The sequence below is a fragment of the Streptosporangium sp. NPDC023963 genome, assembly GCF_040639135.1.
Classification (GTDB): Bacteria; Actinomycetota; Actinomycetes; order Streptosporangiales; family Streptosporangiaceae; genus Streptosporangium.
The window spans coordinates 315,226-331,574 of record NZ_JBEZZK010000010.1 but is presented as its reverse complement, the minus strand read 5'-3'; the positions used below and the strand labels follow the sequence as shown (position 1 = coordinate 331,574).

The following is a 16,349-nucleotide window of genomic DNA, read 5'->3' as shown; positions in this document are numbered from 1 at the left end:
AACAGCGGCGCCACCTGGACCAACGACATCAGCCACGGTGAGCTGCTGCGCACCAACGCCGACCAGACCATGACCGTCGACCCCTGCAACCTGCAACTGCTCTACCAGGGCCGCGACCCCAGGTCCGACGGCGTCGACTACGGCCTCCTGCCCTACCGGCCCGGCCTGCTGACCCTGCAGCGCTGACGGCGTGACACACCTCCGGCCCGAACGTTCCTGACGTCCACCGCGAAGGCGTACGCCGAACCGGATGAGCGTGCGATCAGGACCGGGTGGAGCCGGAGCGGGCGGGCTCGGTGCACGGCCGAGCCCGCCCGTGTCACGCGGAGAGCCCAGATCGTTTCGTCGTCCGGGCGAGGGAGGTCGCCCCGACGATCGCGACACGGTACGTCGTCGGGTGGGACACCTCAAGTGATCCGCGTCGTCCACCGAAGGGATGCCTCCAGCGGCCCGGCTCCCGTGGCGGGACGTCAGGGAGTGATCCGGTAGATGTGGTGGGAGTACTCGGCGGCGAAGGAGTCGGTGAACCTGCCCTGGGCGTCGACGGGGACCGTCCGGTTCTCGAAGAGGACCTCGGCGCGCCCGGCCCGCATCCCGCGCGGCAGGGTGAACGTGCGCCTGCCGGGGGCCGTGCCGGCGGCGGGCATCGCGAAGACGTAGTACGAGCCCCGGTGGTGTTTCAACATGGTGTCGAGGCCGGGGCCGAAGCGGTGCGCGTACGACTGGGTGTTCAGCACCGGGGCCAGCTGCCCGATGCGCCGGTTGACCTCGGCCACCGCGGGCCTGACCTTCTTCCCGCACTCCTCGCGCAGGACGTGCTGGGAGTGGCACGGCCCGCCGAAGTTGTGGTTGAAGTAGATGATGCCCCGGGCCTCGTGGATCAGCGAGCTCATGACCGCGCCCGTCACCTGCTGCGGCTGGACGGCCCGGGTGTCGTTCTCGGCCGGCCAGCCGACCTCGACGAAACCGTAGATCGGCTGGCGGCGGCCGTCCAGCGCGTCCAGCTCGCGCTGGCGGTCGAGGACGGCGCCGTAGTTGGCGGCCCTACGGCACCGGGAGACCGGCAGGGACAGGAAGTTCTTCCCGTCCAGGCAGACGCTCGCGCTGGTGTACCAGTAGATGTCGGACGAGACGACGTCGGTGAAGCGGTTGACGAACGTGGCGGCGTCCGTGTCCCGCTCCCACATCATCACGCCCTTGCCGTAGTTGGCGTAGTGCAGCCTGCCGTCGCCCTTCGGGACCTTCTCCTTGCGGGTGCGCATCACGGTGAAACCGCACCCCTTGTCCTCGGGGACGCACAGGGGCCCCTCGCCGGGGTGGTTGCCGGTCCATCCGGCGTCTCCGGCCTTCGCCCACATGTCGGCCTCGTCGTTGAGCAGCCAGCCCACCGTCTCCTTGCCGTAGCCGGGCAGTGGGACGCTCGTCAGCGCCGACATGCCGTTCTTCCGCACCAGCGCCATGTCGCTGGTCTCGGTCAGCTCCACGTAGGTGTTGATCCCGGCGGCCCGGTCCCTGTCCGCGTCGGCCTGGGTGATCACGGACTCGAACCAGACTCCCACTGGGAAGAACGACGGGTTCGTCCAGCCCGCCGCCGCCGGCGCGGCGAACCGCCCGTAGTAGGCGGGGCCGCCCTCCCACGGCACCCGCGCGGCCGTCGCGGGCGGACCCGCGGCCGACCACGCACCGGCCGTTCCCGAGAGGGCGCCCGCCGCCCGATCACGGCTTCCGGGCGCCTCGATCCAGGAGAGCCCGAGCACCGCCACCGACACCGAGACGGCTCCGGCCCCGACCAGCATCGGCAACGACCGCCTGGCCCGGCGTTCCGTCGTCTGCCCCTGATCCTCGGATCTCATGATCTCGTCCTCCTCATCGCGGGCCCGGTGACAGCTCGGCGAGCGCCATCAGCTGCGCGGCACGCGACGACCAGGAGGCACCGAGTACGGACCCTCGTATGATGTCCGCGGGCTGCAGGCCCCCGTCGCGCAACGTCGCACGAACAGCGTCGAGGAAAAGGTCGTCGTCGGTGGCGATCCTCACGCGATCGGCATAGTTGGCGAGTTCCTGGAAATCGGTGCTGACCACCGGCAGGCCCAGCGCGAGATACTCCTTGAGCTTGATCGGGTTCGAATGCCTGATCCACGGGTTGTCCAGCCACGGCATGATCGCGACGTCGAATCCCGATCCGTACGCGGGGATCTGCTCGTACGGCCGAAATCCGAGCCAGTGCACGTTCGGGTGGCGGGTGAGCCGCTCCATCGGGACGGTCGCGTCGCCGATCAGGACCAGCGAGACGCCGGGCAGCTCGACGGCGATCCGTTCGAGCAGGTCGAAGTCGACGAGATAGTCGTCCAGCGCGCCGAAGAAACCCACCCTCGGGCCGGGGATCGCGCGCAGGTCGGCGGGCTGCTCGCTCTCCGGGCGGCGCCGGAAGTGGTCGGTGTCCACGCCGTGGTCGAGGAAGTGCGCGCGGTCTCCGGTCACACCGCTCTCCTCGCCCATCAGCGCGGTGCTGACGTAGACCACGTGGTCGGAGCGCTCCAGCAGGCCGCGTTCCAGCGCCTCGATGGTCGGCCGGTCGGACTCGGGGAACGACGAGTGCCGGTCGGAGCGGTTGAACACCAGCGCCCGCCTGCGCATCGGCCGCACCACGTCCCACGCCGTGGGGATGGTCACCATGATCACGGGATGGCGCAGTCCCAGTGCCCGCGAGACGGCCAGCACCTGGGCCCGGACCAGTAACGCGTTCACCCGCCTGGCCAGCGGCGACCCGTAGAAGGGCAGCGGCAGCGGGGACATCACGTAGAAGCCGGGCAGCTCCCGCAGCGGCCTCCTGACGAGCATCGCGACGCTGCGCAGCTTGCGCCCGACGCGCCGCAGCACCTGCGTGGACCTGCCCGGCATCGGCATGCGCATCCCGATGCTGTTGACCACGAGGACCTTCCTGTGCGCGGCGACCGAGCGCATGAGCTGGAAGTCCGAGTGCGCCCGGTTGTGGTACCACCAGTCCTGCGCCGAGAAGCAGACGTAGCCGGGAGAGGCCGACGCCTCCTGGGCCGGGGACGCCTCCGTGGCCTGGGACCGGGAGGTCTCCTCGGTCCGGATCGAGGAGACCTCCGCGGTCCGGATCGAGGAGGCCTCCGCGGTCCGGGCCGGGGACGCTCCCTCCTCGCCGGGCAGGAGCGGCCACTCGCGCAGGGGGACCAGCTGGCGCAGGGCGGCCCGGTGCCGCCGCCCGCCCGCCCCGCCCCTGGCGACCGCGCGGACCAGCTCGTTGAGCCCGACGGCCAGCCGCATCAGCTGCCCGCGCGGTCGGCCGTACCGTTCCCGGTGCATCCGGACCCGGTTGGCCGACGACAGCGCCCACAGCCGGCTCGACGTGGACTGCTCGCCACCGAGGTGAACGGCCACGGCACGGGGCTCGTACCGGACGGCGAACCCCGCCTCACCCGCCCTGAGCATGTACTCGGTCTCCTCCGAGTACAGGAAGTAGCGCTCGTCGAGGGGGTCCAGGGCGTCCAGGCACGCGCGGGAGACCAGCCAGGCCGCACCGGCCACCCAGTCGACCGCCTGCGGCCTGTCGTAGGCGGCCGGGTCCACGACCAGCTCGCCGAGCGCCGGGATCCGTCCGGCCCGGTGCCCGCCCAGCAGCGCCTCCCCGAGCGCCCTCGGCACGGTGGGGCGCCTGCGCAGGGAGAGGTGGAGCGTCCCCGTCTCGCCGGTGAGGCGGGGGGCGGCGATCCCGGTTCCCGGCAGGGCGAGCGCCTGCCGGAGCAGGAGCACGGAGCCGGGCGCGAGCCGGATGTCGGGGTTCAGCACCAGCACGTCGCAGCCGTCCGCGGCGGCGATGCCCGCGTTCACCCCGGCGGCGAAGCCGGCGTTGCGCCCGGTCTGGATCACCTCGGCCTCGGGCGCGACCTCGCGCACCCGCTCGACGGTGTCGTCGGACGAGGCGTTGTCCACCACGACGACCCGCGCCGGACCGGCACCGGCCAGTGCCGCGTCGAGCGAGCGCAGGCAGCCCTCGACGACCTCGCCGCTCGAATACGTGACGATCACTACGGCCAGCGGGGGCCACGCTGGAACAGCCATGTCGGAGCCGTTTCTCGTGAGAGAGGACCGTGGCGGGAAGGTGGTCGCGCCGGCGGGCGGGGAATCGACGGGCACACGGAGCGCCTCGATCCCGGGCGCGGGATCGGCGGTCACGTGGAGCGCCTCGGACGCGGGATCGGCGGCCACGCCCAGTGGCTCGGACTCGTGATCGGCGGTCATGTGGAGCGCCTCGGACGCGGGGCCGGCGGTCACGCCGAGTGGCTCGGACGCGGGGCCGGCGGTCACGTGCGGCGCCTCGATGTCAGGCGGGTGCGCAGGGCGCCCGCGAGGAGGACGATCGCGAACGGCGCGTCGTCGCGCAGGTAGCGGCGGGCCAGGCGGCGCGGTTCCAGGGCGAGCCGGTACAGCCACTCGGCGCCCGCCCGCTGGACCGGCCCCGGGGCGCGGCTGAACCGCCCGGCCGCCATGGGGATCCCGGCTCCGCAGCCGAGGTACCAGGCGTCGGGCAGCTTCTCCCTGAGGGCCTCGATGACCCTTTCCTGTTTGGGGAAGCCCAGCCCGACGAGGACGAGGCCGGGTGCGGCGGCGGCCACCCCCTCGACCACCTCGCGGATCCCGTCCGGCGTGCTCTCGAACCCGAAGGGAGGCGAGCAGGTGCCCGCCACGCGCAGTCCCGGGCAGCGTCCGGCGAGGACCCGCGCCGCGTCCTCCGGCACGCCGGGCTCCCCTCCGAGCAGGTAGACCGAGCGGTTCTCGCGCGCGGCCCGTCCGGTCAGGGAGTGCACGAGCGCGGCGCCGGTGATCCTGCAGGGAACCGCCGACCCGGCGAGCCTCGACGCCCAGACCACCGGCATCCCGTCGGCGACCACGATCTCGGAGCGGGTGACGAGGTCCGCCAGGGCGGGGTCGCGCGTGGCGGCGCGGACGATGTCGACGTTCGCGGTGACGATCGCGCCGCCGCGCCCCCGTCGCCACTCGTCCGCCACGTGGTCGAGAAGCTCCGCCTCGCTGACCGCCATGACCTCGACGGCCCCGACCCGGACGCGCGCGAACCCCGCTCCGGACCTCTCAGGTGTACGCCGGTCGGCGCCGTTTCCCCCTTCTCCATGGCCGGGAGGTGCGGGAGTCGTAAAGATGGGCTCATGAGAGTCGAACGCGCCGAGATCGACGATGTCCTGCTCTTCGTCCCCACCTCGCACAGGGACGACCGCGGGCTGTTCACCCGCACCTTCGACGCGGCGCTCGCCGCCGCCCACGGGCTGCGGCCCGAGGCGTTCGTCCAGGACAGCCAGTCGCGGTCCCGGCTGGGGACGGTCAGGGCCCTGCACGGCCGGGGCGGCCGGGGGGAGGCCAAGCTCGTCCGGTGCGCTCGCGGGGCCGTGCACGACGTGCTCGTCGACGCCCGGCCGGGCTCGCCGACCTTCGGCCGCCAGATGTCGGTGGTTCTGGACGATGAGACGTTCGTTCACCTCTACGTTCCTCCTGGCTTGTTGCACGGCTATCAGGCACTGACCGATCAGGCCGACGTCTGCTACCGGATCGACCGGGAGCACGATCCCGCCGAGGACCTCGCCGTCCGCTACGACGACCCCGACCTCGGCATCCGGTGGCCGCTGCCGGTCACCGCGATCAGCGAGCGGGATCTGTCCGCGGGCTCCTGGGCGGATCTGCGCGCCCGGCTGGTCGGGTGACCTTCCCGACGGCCTCGACGGCCTCGACGGCCTTCTCGCCGACCTCCTCATCGGTCTCCTTCCCGAACTTCCCGGGCTCCCCGGGCTCCCCGCCGGACCTCTCCGGCGGCCGGACGACCTGAGCCCTCGGCTGCCGGGTGGCGCGCAACAGCGAGCCGGCGGCTCCGATGATCAGGAATGACAGGCCCGTCACGGTCGCGAACGAGCGCAGGTCGAACGTGGCCGCCCCGACCAGGGGGACGACCAGGCACGCGGCCAGGGTCAGCCCCAGGTCCCGTACGGCGGGGTCGGAGCTGAGGCGGCGGACGCGCAACGCCGCCCAGATACCGGTCAGGAAGATCCCGGAGAAGGCGGCCACGCCGATGACCCCGGTCTCCACCAGCGACAGGATGTACTGGTTGTCGAAGATCAGGTGCTTGGGCGCGTACCAGGTGCCCAGCCCCCTGCCGACCCAGAAGTGGTTCCCGATCTCGGCGGCCGCCACCGCGTAGTCATGGGTCCTGTACTGGATGCTCGAATCGCTGGACAGGCTGGTGAACAGCCCGAGGAAGACGCTCATCAGGCCGGGCACGGCCACCTTCATCCCCACCAGGAAACCCGCGCCGCCGAGCGCCGCCCACAGCCTCCTGCGCGCGGGCCACCCGGCGACCAGTACCACGCCGACGACGGCGAGCCCGAGGACCGCCGACCGCGACACGGAGAACATCAGCCCGGTACCGATCAGCGCGCAGCACACCCACCACCGCAGGGAGGGCTCCCCCCGGTCGCGGGCGCCGAACGCGTAGTGCAGTGCGAGAGGAGTGATCATCGCGCAGACGACGCCGAGCTCGATGGGATGTCCCGTGGTGGCCGCGACCCGGCGCAGGGTGTTCCGTTCGAGGATCGCCGGCAGATCCGAGGTGAACCGGAAACCGGGAAAGGCCAGGTACTTCGTCAGGTCGAATTCGAGCACGAACTGGAGCGCCGCGATGACCCCGACGGCCGCGCCGGAGATCACGAGACATCTCAGGACGAAGTCCAGCCGCTCCCGGCCCCGGGTGCCGTCGCACGCCCCGAGACCGATGCCCACCGTCGCCACGACGAGGACGATGCTGTGGTCGGCCATGTCGAGCTCGTCGGGCGGGAGGTAGGCGGCGCTGGCGTACCCGTAGGTGGCCAGCATCGCCGCGGTGTACGCGAACAGGGCGGTGCGTACGGGGTTGGAGCCCTTGGCCGCGCCGAGCGTGGTGGTGAGCTGCGCGCAGAACCACCACAGCGCGGCGAAGAGGCCGACCGCGTCGGCGGGCGTGAGCGAGAAGGGCAGGCCGCGGAAGACCAGCCGCGCCGGAGACAGCATCAGGACCACCGCGAACGCGGCGGCGAGGGTGGCCCCGTCGGCACTGCGGAGACCGGGGCGGTCCAGGGAGGCGACGGACACGGGGGCCGGATCCCCGGTGGGGACCTCGGTGGGAACCGTGCCGGAGACCGTGGGTGCCGTGGGTGCCGTGCGGGTCACGGGAGTTCTCACCTCCGCAGGAGGGAGGGCTCGGCGGGCAGCCCGGGCGCCGGCACGGGCCTCCCGCGTCTCCGCTTCCGGGCGTCCAGGAAACTCTCCAGGGAGAACACCGCGGCGAGGCTGGCGAGCACCCCGAGAAGCAGTGCGGCGGCGGCCCCGCGCGTCTTCCCCCCGCGCTGGGGTTGCGGCTCCGTCGGCGGCACCATCTCGTCCATCGTGATGTAGGTCGCCAGGGGCGCGTTGAGCTGCCTCTGCCGACCGGCCAGCTCGATCCTCGCGCGGTCCCTGACCCGCGTCACGATGTCCCGCGCCCCGGCCGGCGACATGCTCGTGCCCTCGATGTACACGAACGGCCCGCCGTCCAGCGCCTCCGGATTGGTGCTGCCGTTGGTGGCCGTGAAGGTGGTGTCACCCTCGGGCCGCACGCCGAGCGACTCCGCCGTCTCCGGCGCGCTGATCACCTGGATGAGGATCGAGGCGGACATGCTCAGGCCCCAGTCGAAGTTCAGCAGGGGGTTGGTCAGCCCGTTGGGACGCTCGGGGTCGCTCGGCAGGCTTCCCCCGGTGGGCGGGATGGTCAGCACGAGCACCGCGTTCGAGACGTAGAGCGTGGGGATCGACGAGTAGACGCCCAGCGCGGCGCCGATGGACAGCAGGAACGCCGGCAGGGCGACGTACCAGCGCCGTAACACGATGAGCACGGTCCCCCAGAAGTCCACGCGTTTCCTCTCGTCTGCCTGTCGCGGTCGCCGTCAGAGCGACGTACCGGCGCCGTACGCCTGTCGCGGTCGTCTGCCTGTCGCGGTCGTCTGCCTGTCGCCGTATGCCTGTCGCGGTCGCCTGCCTGTCGCCGTCTACGTGTCGTCGTCCACTTGCCGTCCTCGTCCAGGTGTCGCCGAGGGCGCCGGGGACATCGCCTCCACCGGGTACACGGTGATCGGCGGCTCGGGGACACCCCTGCCGTCACGACCTCCACGCCCCCTGCCGCCCCCGCCCGCACGGTTCCTACCGCCCCCGCCGCCCTTACCGTCCCTGTCGCCCTTGTCGCCCTTGTCGGTTGCGGGCTCCCCGCCTTCCCCGCCTTCCTCGCCGTCCTCGCCGTCCTCGTGCTCCCGGCCCTTTTCCGGAAGGTCGTCGGGATGCGCCTCGTCGGACCGGCCTGCCGGGGGCGGGGCAGTGGCCGCTTCCGTGGCCGCTTCCGTGGCCGTGGCCGCTTCCGTGGCCGTGGCCGTTTCCGTGTCCGGCCGGGGCTCGCCGGGCCGCCCGCCGCCGGACCTCCGCCGGAACACCCTCCGTCGCTCCACGGCGTACACCGCGCCGAGGCCGAGCAGGACGACGGCGAACGCCGCCCCGCCCGCGGCCTGCCAGGTGCCGCTCCGGTCCATCGCGGGGTAGCCGGCGGGCACCACCTCGACGAACCCGATGAAGGTGGAGCGGGGGGCGCCGAGCACCTCCTGCCTGCGGACCAGCTCGGTCCTGAGGCGGAACTGGGTCCTGGCCATGACGGCACGGGTGACCTCGGCGGAGTCGCTCTCCACCTCCACGTACACGAACGGGCCGTTCATGAGGATGCCCAGCATGCTGGGGTTGGTGCGCCCGTCGTTGATCGTGACCTCGACGGGACCGTCCTTCACGATGCCCAGTTCCGTCGCGACCGCCTCGGTGTTCATGGACAGGATGAGGATGCCGGCCGTGGTCCTGAGGCCGTCGCTGAACTGCAGCAGCGGGTTGGTCCGCCCCGGCCGCTTGGCCGGGTCCGTCGTTCCCCCCGCGGGGGGCGTGGTCAGCACCATGGAGGCGCTCGACACGTAGCGCGGGGGCACCAGGGAGAAGACGACCACGGCGGCGAGGAGCGCCAGGCCGAACAGCGGAAACCCGACCCGCTTCCTTCTGGCGAGGTCGAGGATGGTCTTCCAGAACTCCACTACGTCGTCCCCGCTCCCCCGAGCGCGCCAGACGCCCAGGACACGATGCGTATTGGTCGCAGCACACGAACTCCTTGTCACTACGGACGTCACCACGGACGTCACCGCAGGCGTCACCACGGATGTCACGGCGTAACGGCGTCACGGCGATGTGGCGGTGGCCGGGGTCCGCGGCTCACCCGACCCTGATCAGGGCCTCCGCCTCGTACTCCAGCGCCAGCTCCTCCGGCATCGGGTCGAGGTCGGAGGAGCGGACGAAGTCACGCAGGGTGGTACCGGTGCACTCCGCGTCCACGTTGCGGGCGCCGCGGCGGGTGCGCACGTCGTCGATGTGCACCGTGCGGAAGTCGATGCTGAAGCGGGTCCTGCCCGAGGTGTTGGGCACCGTGGAGTGCAGCTGGGCGCCGGAGAACACCATGACGCCCCCCGGCTCCGGCACCACCCGCACCTGCGGGTCGAGCACGACGGTCTCCTCGGGGCGGGGCTGGTCCCTGGTGTCGCCGCGCACGTGCTGGGCGGCGGTGAGCCGGCTGGTCCTGTTCCACTCCGCGTAGTCGTAGCGGGCGCTGCCGTTGCGCACCGGGCTGCCGAAGTACTGGGGATGGAAGGCCATCACGTTCTCCGGGACCACCTCGTAGACGGGGATCCACCAGTTGAGCTGGTTGAACGGGGCCGAGTACCAGCAGTCGCGATGGGGATGGAAGGCGTAGGAGATGCCGGAGGTGAGGTAGTCGTGGGAGGTGGAGGTGCGCAGCCGGGGCACGTCGAAGTAGGTGCGGTCCAGGTCGCAGCCCAGTTCCGCGAGCACCGCGGGCAGCAACTCCTTGCACCGGGGGTGATGGATGAACCGGGGCTTGAGACGGGCGAGCAGGTCGGCGAACTCCTCGACCGGCATGTCGAACTGGGCGGTCTCGGGATCGCGCTCGCCGAACGCCTCGGTGATCAGTTCCCTGGCGAAGGCGGCCAGCTGGGCGGAGGCGGGCGTCGCCGAGTAGACGAAGACCTGCCCCCGGTAGAGCTGCTCCCTGCGCGTGTCGTCGTCCACCACACTGTTGGAGAAGACGGTGGTCACGGGGTTCTCCCTTCTGGAATCACTGGTGTCGGATCGAAGGACATCTCTCACCGCCCGCCGGGGACGAGCCCCGAGGCGATGAGCGCGAGCCTGCGGCCCCGGCGGGCCGCGGTGAGCCGCTGGCGGCGCGCGTACATGCCGAGGACGGCCGCGCGGGCACGGCGGCGCTGATCGGCGGTGAGATCGGCTCCCCGCAGCCAGCGGAACAGCTCCCCGCACTGCAGGACGGTGGAGCAGCGGGCCCGCCAGGGCGGCACGTCGAGGCGGCGGGCGATCGCGGACAGGGTGTCGTGCTTCCAGTTGCGGTGGGCGAGGACCTCGGGGACGTGCCCCCACGGCCCGGCCAGCGCGAGCTTCGCCGCGAACACCTCGTCCTCGCGCAGCATGTTGCGCCGCGGGATCCTCGCCAGCGGGTCGCGCCGCAGCGTGCCGTACAGCGGGTCGATGAGCAGGTGGCTCTCGTTGAGCAGTCGCAGCATCTCGGCGAACCGCTCGACCGGGTCGTCCGAGGACAGCCCGGAGCCGTCGAGGGGAGCGGTGGTGACGGTCCCGTCGGGCCCGGTGTAGGCGACCTGCGTGGTGACCAGGACGAGCCGGTCGTCCTCCGCGAACGCCTGGAGGGACCGGGAGACGCACGCGGGCTCCAGCCGGTCGTCGTCGCCGACCCAGCGGAAGAACGTGCCCTCGACCAGCTCGGTCGTACGGACGAAGTTGTCGAACAGGCCCACGTTCTCCGGGTGCCTGCGGTAGACGATCCGGCGGTCGGTCGCGGCCAGGTCGCGGCAGATCTCCTCGGTGCCGTCCGTGGACGCGTTGTCGGAGATCACCAGCTGGAGGCGCTCGTGGTCCTGGCCGAGCACCGAGCGGATCGCGCCCTCGATCCGCCCGGCCCCGTTGCGCACGGGAAGCACGATGGACACCAGCGTGTCGGAGTTCTCCATCCGGTCTCTCCTTTCGTGGATCCCGTGGATTCCGCGGGGCCTTCAGGTCTGGCAGGTCTTGCGGGTCTTACGGGTCTGGCAGGTCTTGCGGGTCTTACGGGTCTGGCAGGTCTTGCGGGTCTGGCAGGTCTTGCGGGTCTGGCAGGTCTTGCGGGCGGTCAGCGGGCGCGGGCGAGGACCGCCCGCGCGCCGAGCCGTCTGAGCCGCGCCGCGGGTACGGCGATCAGGAGGTACGCGAGCAGTCCCCCGCCACCGGCCACGCAGAGCTGGACGAGCGCGGAGCCGGCGGTCATCCCGCCCGCCACCGCCCCACCGGCCACCCCGCTCGTCAGGCCGGCGAGCGTCACCGTGACGACCGCCGCGACCGCGGCCCCCAGCAGCGGGCGGACGAGGGCGGGCAGGACGGGCGCCAGGCGCACCCCCGCGCGGCCCAGCACCAGGGCCGCCACCGGCAGGGCGACCAGGACACCGGCCAGCGCGTGCCCGATCGCCGCGCCGCGGATGCCGTACCAGTGCGTGCCCGCCCACAGCGCGGGCACCAGCGCCACGGCCCAGCCGAGGTTCATCCACACGGTCGCCCTGGTGGCGCCCGCCGAGGTGAGGATGTCGAAGGCGAGGGAGGTGAGCATCCGCACGACCATCAGGACCGCCAGCAGCGCCAGGACCCCGGCGGCCGGGGCCCACTTCTCGCCGTAGAGGAACGCCACGATCGCCGGGGCCAGCGTGGCCGTCACCACGGCGACCGGCAGGACGAACGCCACCAGCAACGGCACCGAGCGCTGCACCCCCAGCGACAGAGCCTCCGGCCGCTGCTCGGCCAGCCGCGAGAAGCTGGGCACGGTCACGTACCGCAGGGCGGTGCCGATCACGCTGGGCACCCAGCTGGAGACGTTGAACGCCAGCAGGTAGAAGCCGAGGGCGACGGGGCCGAGCACGGCGCCGACGATGACGTAGTCGGCGTTCATCAGCACCGCCTCGATGCCGAGCCCCAGGGCCAGCGGCGCCCCGAACCGCAGGAGCCTGACCGCTACCTCCCGGTCGAAGCCGAGGCGGAACGGCAGCCCGGCCCAGGCGAACACCAGCGCGCCGGTGACCGTGTTGGCCGCCACCTGCCCGACGGCGAAGCTGTAGGCGCCGGCGCCGTTCGCGGCGAGCGTAACGGCCACCCCCGCGTTGACCAGCGAGCCCGCGATGTTGGCCTTGGTCAGCCTGTCGTGCCCGAACCCGCGCATCAGCGAACCCGCCCGCACGGCGGTGACGCCGTCGATGAGGATGACCGCGGTGAGCAGCCGGACCACCGGGGTGGCCTCCGCGCTGCCCGCCAGCTCCGCGAAGTACGGGGCCACCACCCAGAAGATCCCGTACATCCCGGTGCTGAACGCCACGGCCATGACCGTCGCGGTCGGCGCCATGTCCTCGACCCTGCCCCGCCACTGCACGGTGGCGGCGATGATGCCGACGTCGTTGACGTGCATGACGAAGGTGGTCGCGGCGAGCGCGATGGCGTAGAGGCCGAAGTCCTCCGGCACGAGCAGCCGGGCGAGCACCAGTCCCATGACGAAGGTGGTCGCCTTCGTCCCCAGGTTGCCCAGGAGACTCCAGCGCAGCCCGCGACCGGCCTTCCTGCCGATCGTCCCGACCTGCTCACCGTCCGTGCCGACACCACCGGCCCCACCGGCCGTGCCGGTCTCGCCGCCCGTCTCGGGGGACGGCCCGCTCACCTGGGCTCCTCGACGCGTTCGAGCCAGATCTCCCGCCAGAACGGGACGAACTCGCGCGGGCAGCTGACGTTGTACGCGCCCGCGCAGACGACGCCCTCCAGGACGATGCAGGGGTTCTTCATCCGCAGCATCCGGCCGGTCTTCTCGTCCAGGCACCTCTCGACGCGGGCGCTCACCCGCGCGACGTGGCCGCAGTAGCGCGACATCTCCTCCTCGAACCCCATGCCGCGGTTGAGCAGGCCGTCGTTGAGCGTCTTGAGGATCTCCTCCTTGGACTTGACCCTGACGAGCTCCCCCGGCCGCAGGTCCAGGGTGAGCGTCGGGGTGGTCGGCCCGGCCTCGCCCCTGACGAACCCCCAGCGCATCCCGCCCCTGATCCACAGCCACCTGGGCAGGAACCGCTTGCTCGCCTGCTGGAAGCGGTTGAACAGCCCGACGAGGAACGAGCGCAGCATCCAGGTCACGCCCACATTCCCGGTGCGCACGTCGGCGACGTACTGCCCGACGTCCTTGAACGGCAGGCAGGTGGGCGCGGCGCGCAACAGCTCGGTCGCCTGGCAGGAGAAGCGTTCCTCCCCGTCGGGGCCGGGCTCCTTCCTCGTGGCGGCCTGCAGGATCGGCAGCAGGGGCCTGCCCGCCGCGAGACCGACCGTGACGGGAGGAGCGGGGGAGTCCGGGTCCACCCGCCTGAGCCAGGACTCCTTCCAGTAGAACTGGCAGGCCGTCTGGCAGCCGCCGTGCGCCTGGCCGTCGCAGCGGGCCCCGGTCAGGTGGACGGCGCGCTCCATCCGCCGCATGCCGCTGCCGCTGATCGTGTCGCAGAGCTTGTGCGCCACCTTGTGCACCGTGAGCCGCCGCCCGCAGAAGGCCAGCATCTCCGGCATGAAGGGCAGCTCGTCCAGCTCCCCCTTCCCGTCCAGCGTGGCCATGATCTCGGCCTCGCTGCGCACCTCCACCGTCTCGCCGACCCGGAGGTTGAGTGCCCCGCCCGCCCGGGAGCCCGCCCTGGAGCCCGCCCTGGAGCCCGTCACGACCTGGAACCGCGTCACAGCGAACACTCCTTGAGAAGTCCAGAACCGCGAAGGGCCCGTGCCGCCTCCGCCACGGCACCGAAGGGAAGATCGGACCGTTCCGCGATGTCCAGGAGGCTGTGCCTCCCGTCGGAGAGGTTCAGCACCCACAACATCGCCATCTGGGCCTCCTTGGTGTCGCTGCGCCCGCCCAGCGACCCGTACAGGCCCCGCCTGCCCAGCTGCGGTTCCCCGTACGGGCTGAGGTTGAGGTAGGCGCGGTCGTCCTCCAGCACCCGGGTGACCTCCCAGCAGGTCTCCAGGGTGTCGGCCATCGCCTCGGGGGAGACGAAGTCCGGGTCGTCGGCGGAGGTGTGGTACTCCGGGTAGCCCGCGTACGGGGTCCTGGTGAGCGAGCCGACGGGCAGGTCGAAGCCCGGCGAGCAGAACTGCCGCTCGTCGTAGCCGTACGGGGAGAAGTCCACGACCGTGTGGGGACGCCCCGAGGTGCGCAGGACGTGCCGCACCGCCCTGTCGATCTCGGCGTCGCCCCGCCTGCTGCGCTTGTACGTCAGCGGGCCCCGGTCTCCCGCGCAGGCCAGCACCAGGCCGTGTTTGATCCGCCCGGTGCGCTCCCGGTTGCGCGCCAGCCAGGTGATCGCGCCGATGGTGCCCGGCGCGAACAGGAAGCGGTAGGTGTACCACGGGTCGGCCCCGGCCAGCCGCCGGGCGAGCCGGACCGCCACCGCGACGCCCGCCAGGTTGTCGTTGGCCAGCGAGGGGTGGCACACGTGGCAGGAGACGAGCACCTCCTCGGCGACCCTGCCGGGCACCACGTGCTCGCCGTAGGTCAGGTGCCCGTCGGCGAGCGTCGAGTCGATCATGACCTCGTACGGCCCGTCGGGGAGGCCCTCCAGGGTGTCGTGGGCCAGGCAGAAGCCCCACGTCTCCGCGTAGTAGCTGGTGCGGTACGGGACCAGGGCGGGCTGGTCGGGGAGCGTGTGCAGGTGCCCGCGCAGCTCGTCCAGGGTCATGGTGGCCGACACCGGGACGCTGTAGCCGACCACGTGCAGGTTCGAGGCGGCGAAGTCGACGACCCTGGCCCCCGAGGCGTCCTTGACGTACGCGTCGCGGATGTTCCACTCCCTGGGGACCGTCCAGTCGAGGACCTGGGTGCCCGTCGGCACCTCGCGGACCTGCATGCGGAGGGACTCCCCGACGATCTCCAGGGTGCGGCGCACGCCGTCGCCGGTGATGCTCCTGCAGAGCGGGTAGAGCCGCTCCACGAGGTCCCGCATCTCGCGGGCCTCGTCCCCGCTCCCCGCCCCCGGCGCCTCGCCGCCTCCCGCCTCCGGCGTCTCGCCGCCGCGCCCCGCCCCTGATGCCTCGCCGCCGTTGTCATCCGTCACCGCGCACCGCCCCGCGTGGCCGCAGCGCCCCGTCGACGGTTCCGGCCTCGCGACGGGCCGACAGCCACGCCAGCCTGGTGAAGTGGCGCCGGAAGCCGTCCTCGGTCAGGCCGAACCGCCCGTACGCCTCGACGAGCTCGACCGCGCCCGCCTTCACCGTCCACAGCGCCCGGTAGCCGAGGAGCGCGTCCCGGATCCGGGAGAAGTCGACCCGGTAGGAGCGCGGGTCGGCCCCGGTCTCCCCGGTGATCACGACCCGGGAGCCGGGCACCGCCTCGGCGACCTCGGCGGCGATCTCCGCCACCGTCACGTTGTTCTCCTCGGTGCCGACGTTGAAGGCCCTGGCGTGGACGGCGTCGCGCGGGGCGGTCAGCGCCATGGCGAAGGCGTTCGCGATGTCGGCGGCGTGCACCAGCGGGCGCCACGGGGTGCCGTCGGACAGCACCCTGACCTCGCCGGACAGGAGCGCGTGGCCGACGAGGTTGTTCAGCACGATGTCCGCGCGCAGCCTGGGCGAGAACCCGAACGCGGTGGCGTTGCGCAGGAACACCGGGCTGAAGTCGTCGTCGGCCAGCTTGAGCAGGTCGTTCTCCACCCGGACCTTGGAGTCGGCGTACGGGGTGACCGGGCGCAGCGGCGCGTCCTCGTCGACCAGGTCCGAGCCGGAGGCGCCGTAGACCGAGCAGGTGGAGGCGTACAGGAACCGGCGCACGCCCGCGTCGCGGGCCAGCCGGGCCAGCCGCACCGCGGCGCGGTGGTTGATGTCGTAGGTCAGCTCGGGCGCCAGCGCGCCCAGCGGGTCGTTGGACAGGGCGGCGAGGTGCACCACCGCGTCCACCCCCGCCAGGACCTCGGGAGTGACGTCCCGCAGGTCGACGGCGTGTCCGGGCGGGTCGTCGGGCGCGGGGCCCAGGACGCATCCGGCGAAGAGCCCGGAGTCGAGCCCGGTCACCTCGTGGCCCGCGGCGGCGAGCACCGGGGCCATCACACTCCCCAGGTAGCCCTGGTGCCCGGTCAGCAGCACGCGCATCCGGT

Annotated in this window: 14 protein-coding genes; 2 read left to right on the top strand and 12 right to left on the bottom strand. The window is 72.3% G+C overall.

Going from position 1 to position 16,349, the window contains the following annotated elements:
• Positions 1-186: non-reducing end alpha-L-arabinofuranosidase family hydrolase (locus AB0F88_RS28400; RefSeq protein ID WP_362690446.1), on the top strand; the 186-nt coding region annotated here is incomplete at its 5' end.
• Between the two features lie 284 nt (positions 187-470).
• Here the strand turns inward: AB0F88_RS28400 and AB0F88_RS28395 are convergent.
• The 3 genes from AB0F88_RS28395 to AB0F88_RS28385 form a co-directional block, all read right to left on the bottom strand.
• Positions 471-1,853: a hypothetical protein gene (locus AB0F88_RS28395; protein ID WP_362690443.1), complete on the bottom strand. Its 1,383-nt coding sequence runs from the start codon at positions 1,851-1,853 to the stop codon at positions 471-473.
• Positions 1,854-1,866: 13 nt separating this feature from the next.
• A complete protein-coding gene (locus tag AB0F88_RS28390; RefSeq protein WP_362690440.1) occupies positions 1,867-4,269 on the bottom strand; it encodes a glycosyltransferase in 2,403 nt (800 codons plus the stop codon).
• Between the two features lie 62 nt (positions 4,270-4,331).
• Positions 4,332-5,069, bottom strand: a complete 738-nt coding sequence (locus AB0F88_RS28385) for a WecB/TagA/CpsF family glycosyltransferase (RefSeq protein ID WP_362690437.1) — start codon at positions 5,067-5,069, stop codon at positions 4,332-4,334.
• Between the two features lie 123 nt (positions 5,070-5,192).
• Here AB0F88_RS28385 and AB0F88_RS28380 point away from each other — a divergent pair, with 123 nt between their 5' ends.
• Complete coding sequence (locus AB0F88_RS28380; protein WP_362690434.1) at positions 5,193-5,741, top strand: dTDP-4-dehydrorhamnose 3,5-epimerase family protein; 549 nt, start codon at positions 5,193-5,195, stop codon at positions 5,739-5,741.
• On the opposite strand, the gene AB0F88_RS28375 is transcribed toward AB0F88_RS28380, so the two are convergent.
• From AB0F88_RS28375 to AB0F88_RS28335, 9 genes are all read right to left on the bottom strand, one after another.
• A complete protein-coding gene (locus tag AB0F88_RS28375; RefSeq protein ID WP_362690431.1) occupies positions 5,680-7,236 on the bottom strand; it encodes an O-antigen ligase family protein in 1,557 nt (518 codons plus the stop codon). The genes AB0F88_RS28380 and AB0F88_RS28375 overlap by 62 nt on opposite strands.
• A gap of 8 nt (positions 7,237-7,244) precedes the next feature.
• Positions 7,245-7,955, bottom strand: coding sequence for a hypothetical protein (locus AB0F88_RS28370; RefSeq protein WP_362690428.1), 711 nt, complete (start codon positions 7,953-7,955; stop codon positions 7,245-7,247).
• A gap of 135 nt (positions 7,956-8,090) precedes the next feature.
• Entirely contained in the window at positions 8,091-9,161 is a 1,071-nt protein-coding gene (locus AB0F88_RS28365; protein ID WP_362690425.1) for a hypothetical protein, read from the bottom strand.
• Between the two features lie 175 nt (positions 9,162-9,336).
• Positions 9,337-10,233 (bottom strand): hypothetical protein, encoded by an 897-nt coding sequence (locus AB0F88_RS28360; RefSeq protein WP_362690422.1) that lies wholly within the window; start codon positions 10,231-10,233, stop codon positions 9,337-9,339.
• A gap of 47 nt (positions 10,234-10,280) precedes the next feature.
• Positions 10,281-11,174: a glycosyltransferase family 2 protein gene (locus AB0F88_RS28355; RefSeq protein WP_362690419.1), complete on the bottom strand. Its 894-nt coding sequence runs from the start codon at positions 11,172-11,174 to the stop codon at positions 10,281-10,283.
• A 158-nt stretch (positions 11,175-11,332) separates the two neighbouring features.
• On the bottom strand, positions 11,333-12,895 hold the full coding sequence (locus AB0F88_RS28350; RefSeq protein ID WP_362690416.1) for a lipopolysaccharide biosynthesis protein: 1,563 nt from the start codon (positions 12,893-12,895) through the stop codon (positions 11,333-11,335).
• Positions 12,892-13,944, bottom strand: coding sequence for a hypothetical protein (locus tag AB0F88_RS28345; protein ID WP_362690413.1), 1,053 nt, complete (start codon positions 13,942-13,944; stop codon positions 12,892-12,894). The genes AB0F88_RS28350 and AB0F88_RS28345 overlap by 4 nt, the downstream gene beginning before the upstream one ends.
• The gene (locus AB0F88_RS28340; protein WP_362690410.1) at positions 13,941-15,314 is read right to left on the bottom strand and encodes a DUF4910 domain-containing protein; all 1,374 of its coding nucleotides are present in this window, start codon (positions 15,312-15,314) and stop codon (positions 13,941-13,943) included. The genes AB0F88_RS28345 and AB0F88_RS28340 overlap by 4 nt, the downstream gene beginning before the upstream one ends.
• Positions 15,304-16,344, bottom strand: coding sequence for an SDR family oxidoreductase (locus tag AB0F88_RS28335; protein WP_362690407.1), 1,041 nt, complete (start codon positions 16,342-16,344; stop codon positions 15,304-15,306). Before AB0F88_RS28335 ends, AB0F88_RS28340 begins: the two co-directional genes overlap by 11 nt.
• Positions 16,345-16,349: the final 5 nt, after the last annotated feature.

Bases quoted from the DNA above. Each gene is read 5' to 3' on its own strand.
- AB0F88_RS28390 (WP_362690440.1), bottom strand. From the start codon at position 4,269: ATGACCGCCGATCACGAGTCCGAGCCACTGGGCGTGGCCGCCGATCCC.
- AB0F88_RS28335 (WP_362690407.1), bottom strand. From the start codon at position 16,344: ATGCGCGTGCTGCTGACCGGGCACCAGGGCTACCTGGGGAGTGTGATG.
- AB0F88_RS28385 (WP_362690437.1), bottom strand. From the start codon at position 5,069: ATGGCGGTCAGCGAGGCGGAGCTTCTCGACCACGTGGCGGACGAGTGG.
- AB0F88_RS28395 (WP_362690443.1), bottom strand. From the start codon at position 1,853: ATGAGATCCGAGGATCAGGGGCAGACGACGGAACGCCGGGCCAGGCGG.
- AB0F88_RS28380 (WP_362690434.1), top strand. From the start codon at position 5,193: ATGAGAGTCGAACGCGCCGAGATCGACGATGTCCTGCTCTTCGTCCCC.
- AB0F88_RS28355 (WP_362690419.1), bottom strand. From the start codon at position 11,174: ATGGAGAACTCCGACACGCTGGTGTCCATCGTGCTTCCCGTGCGCAAC.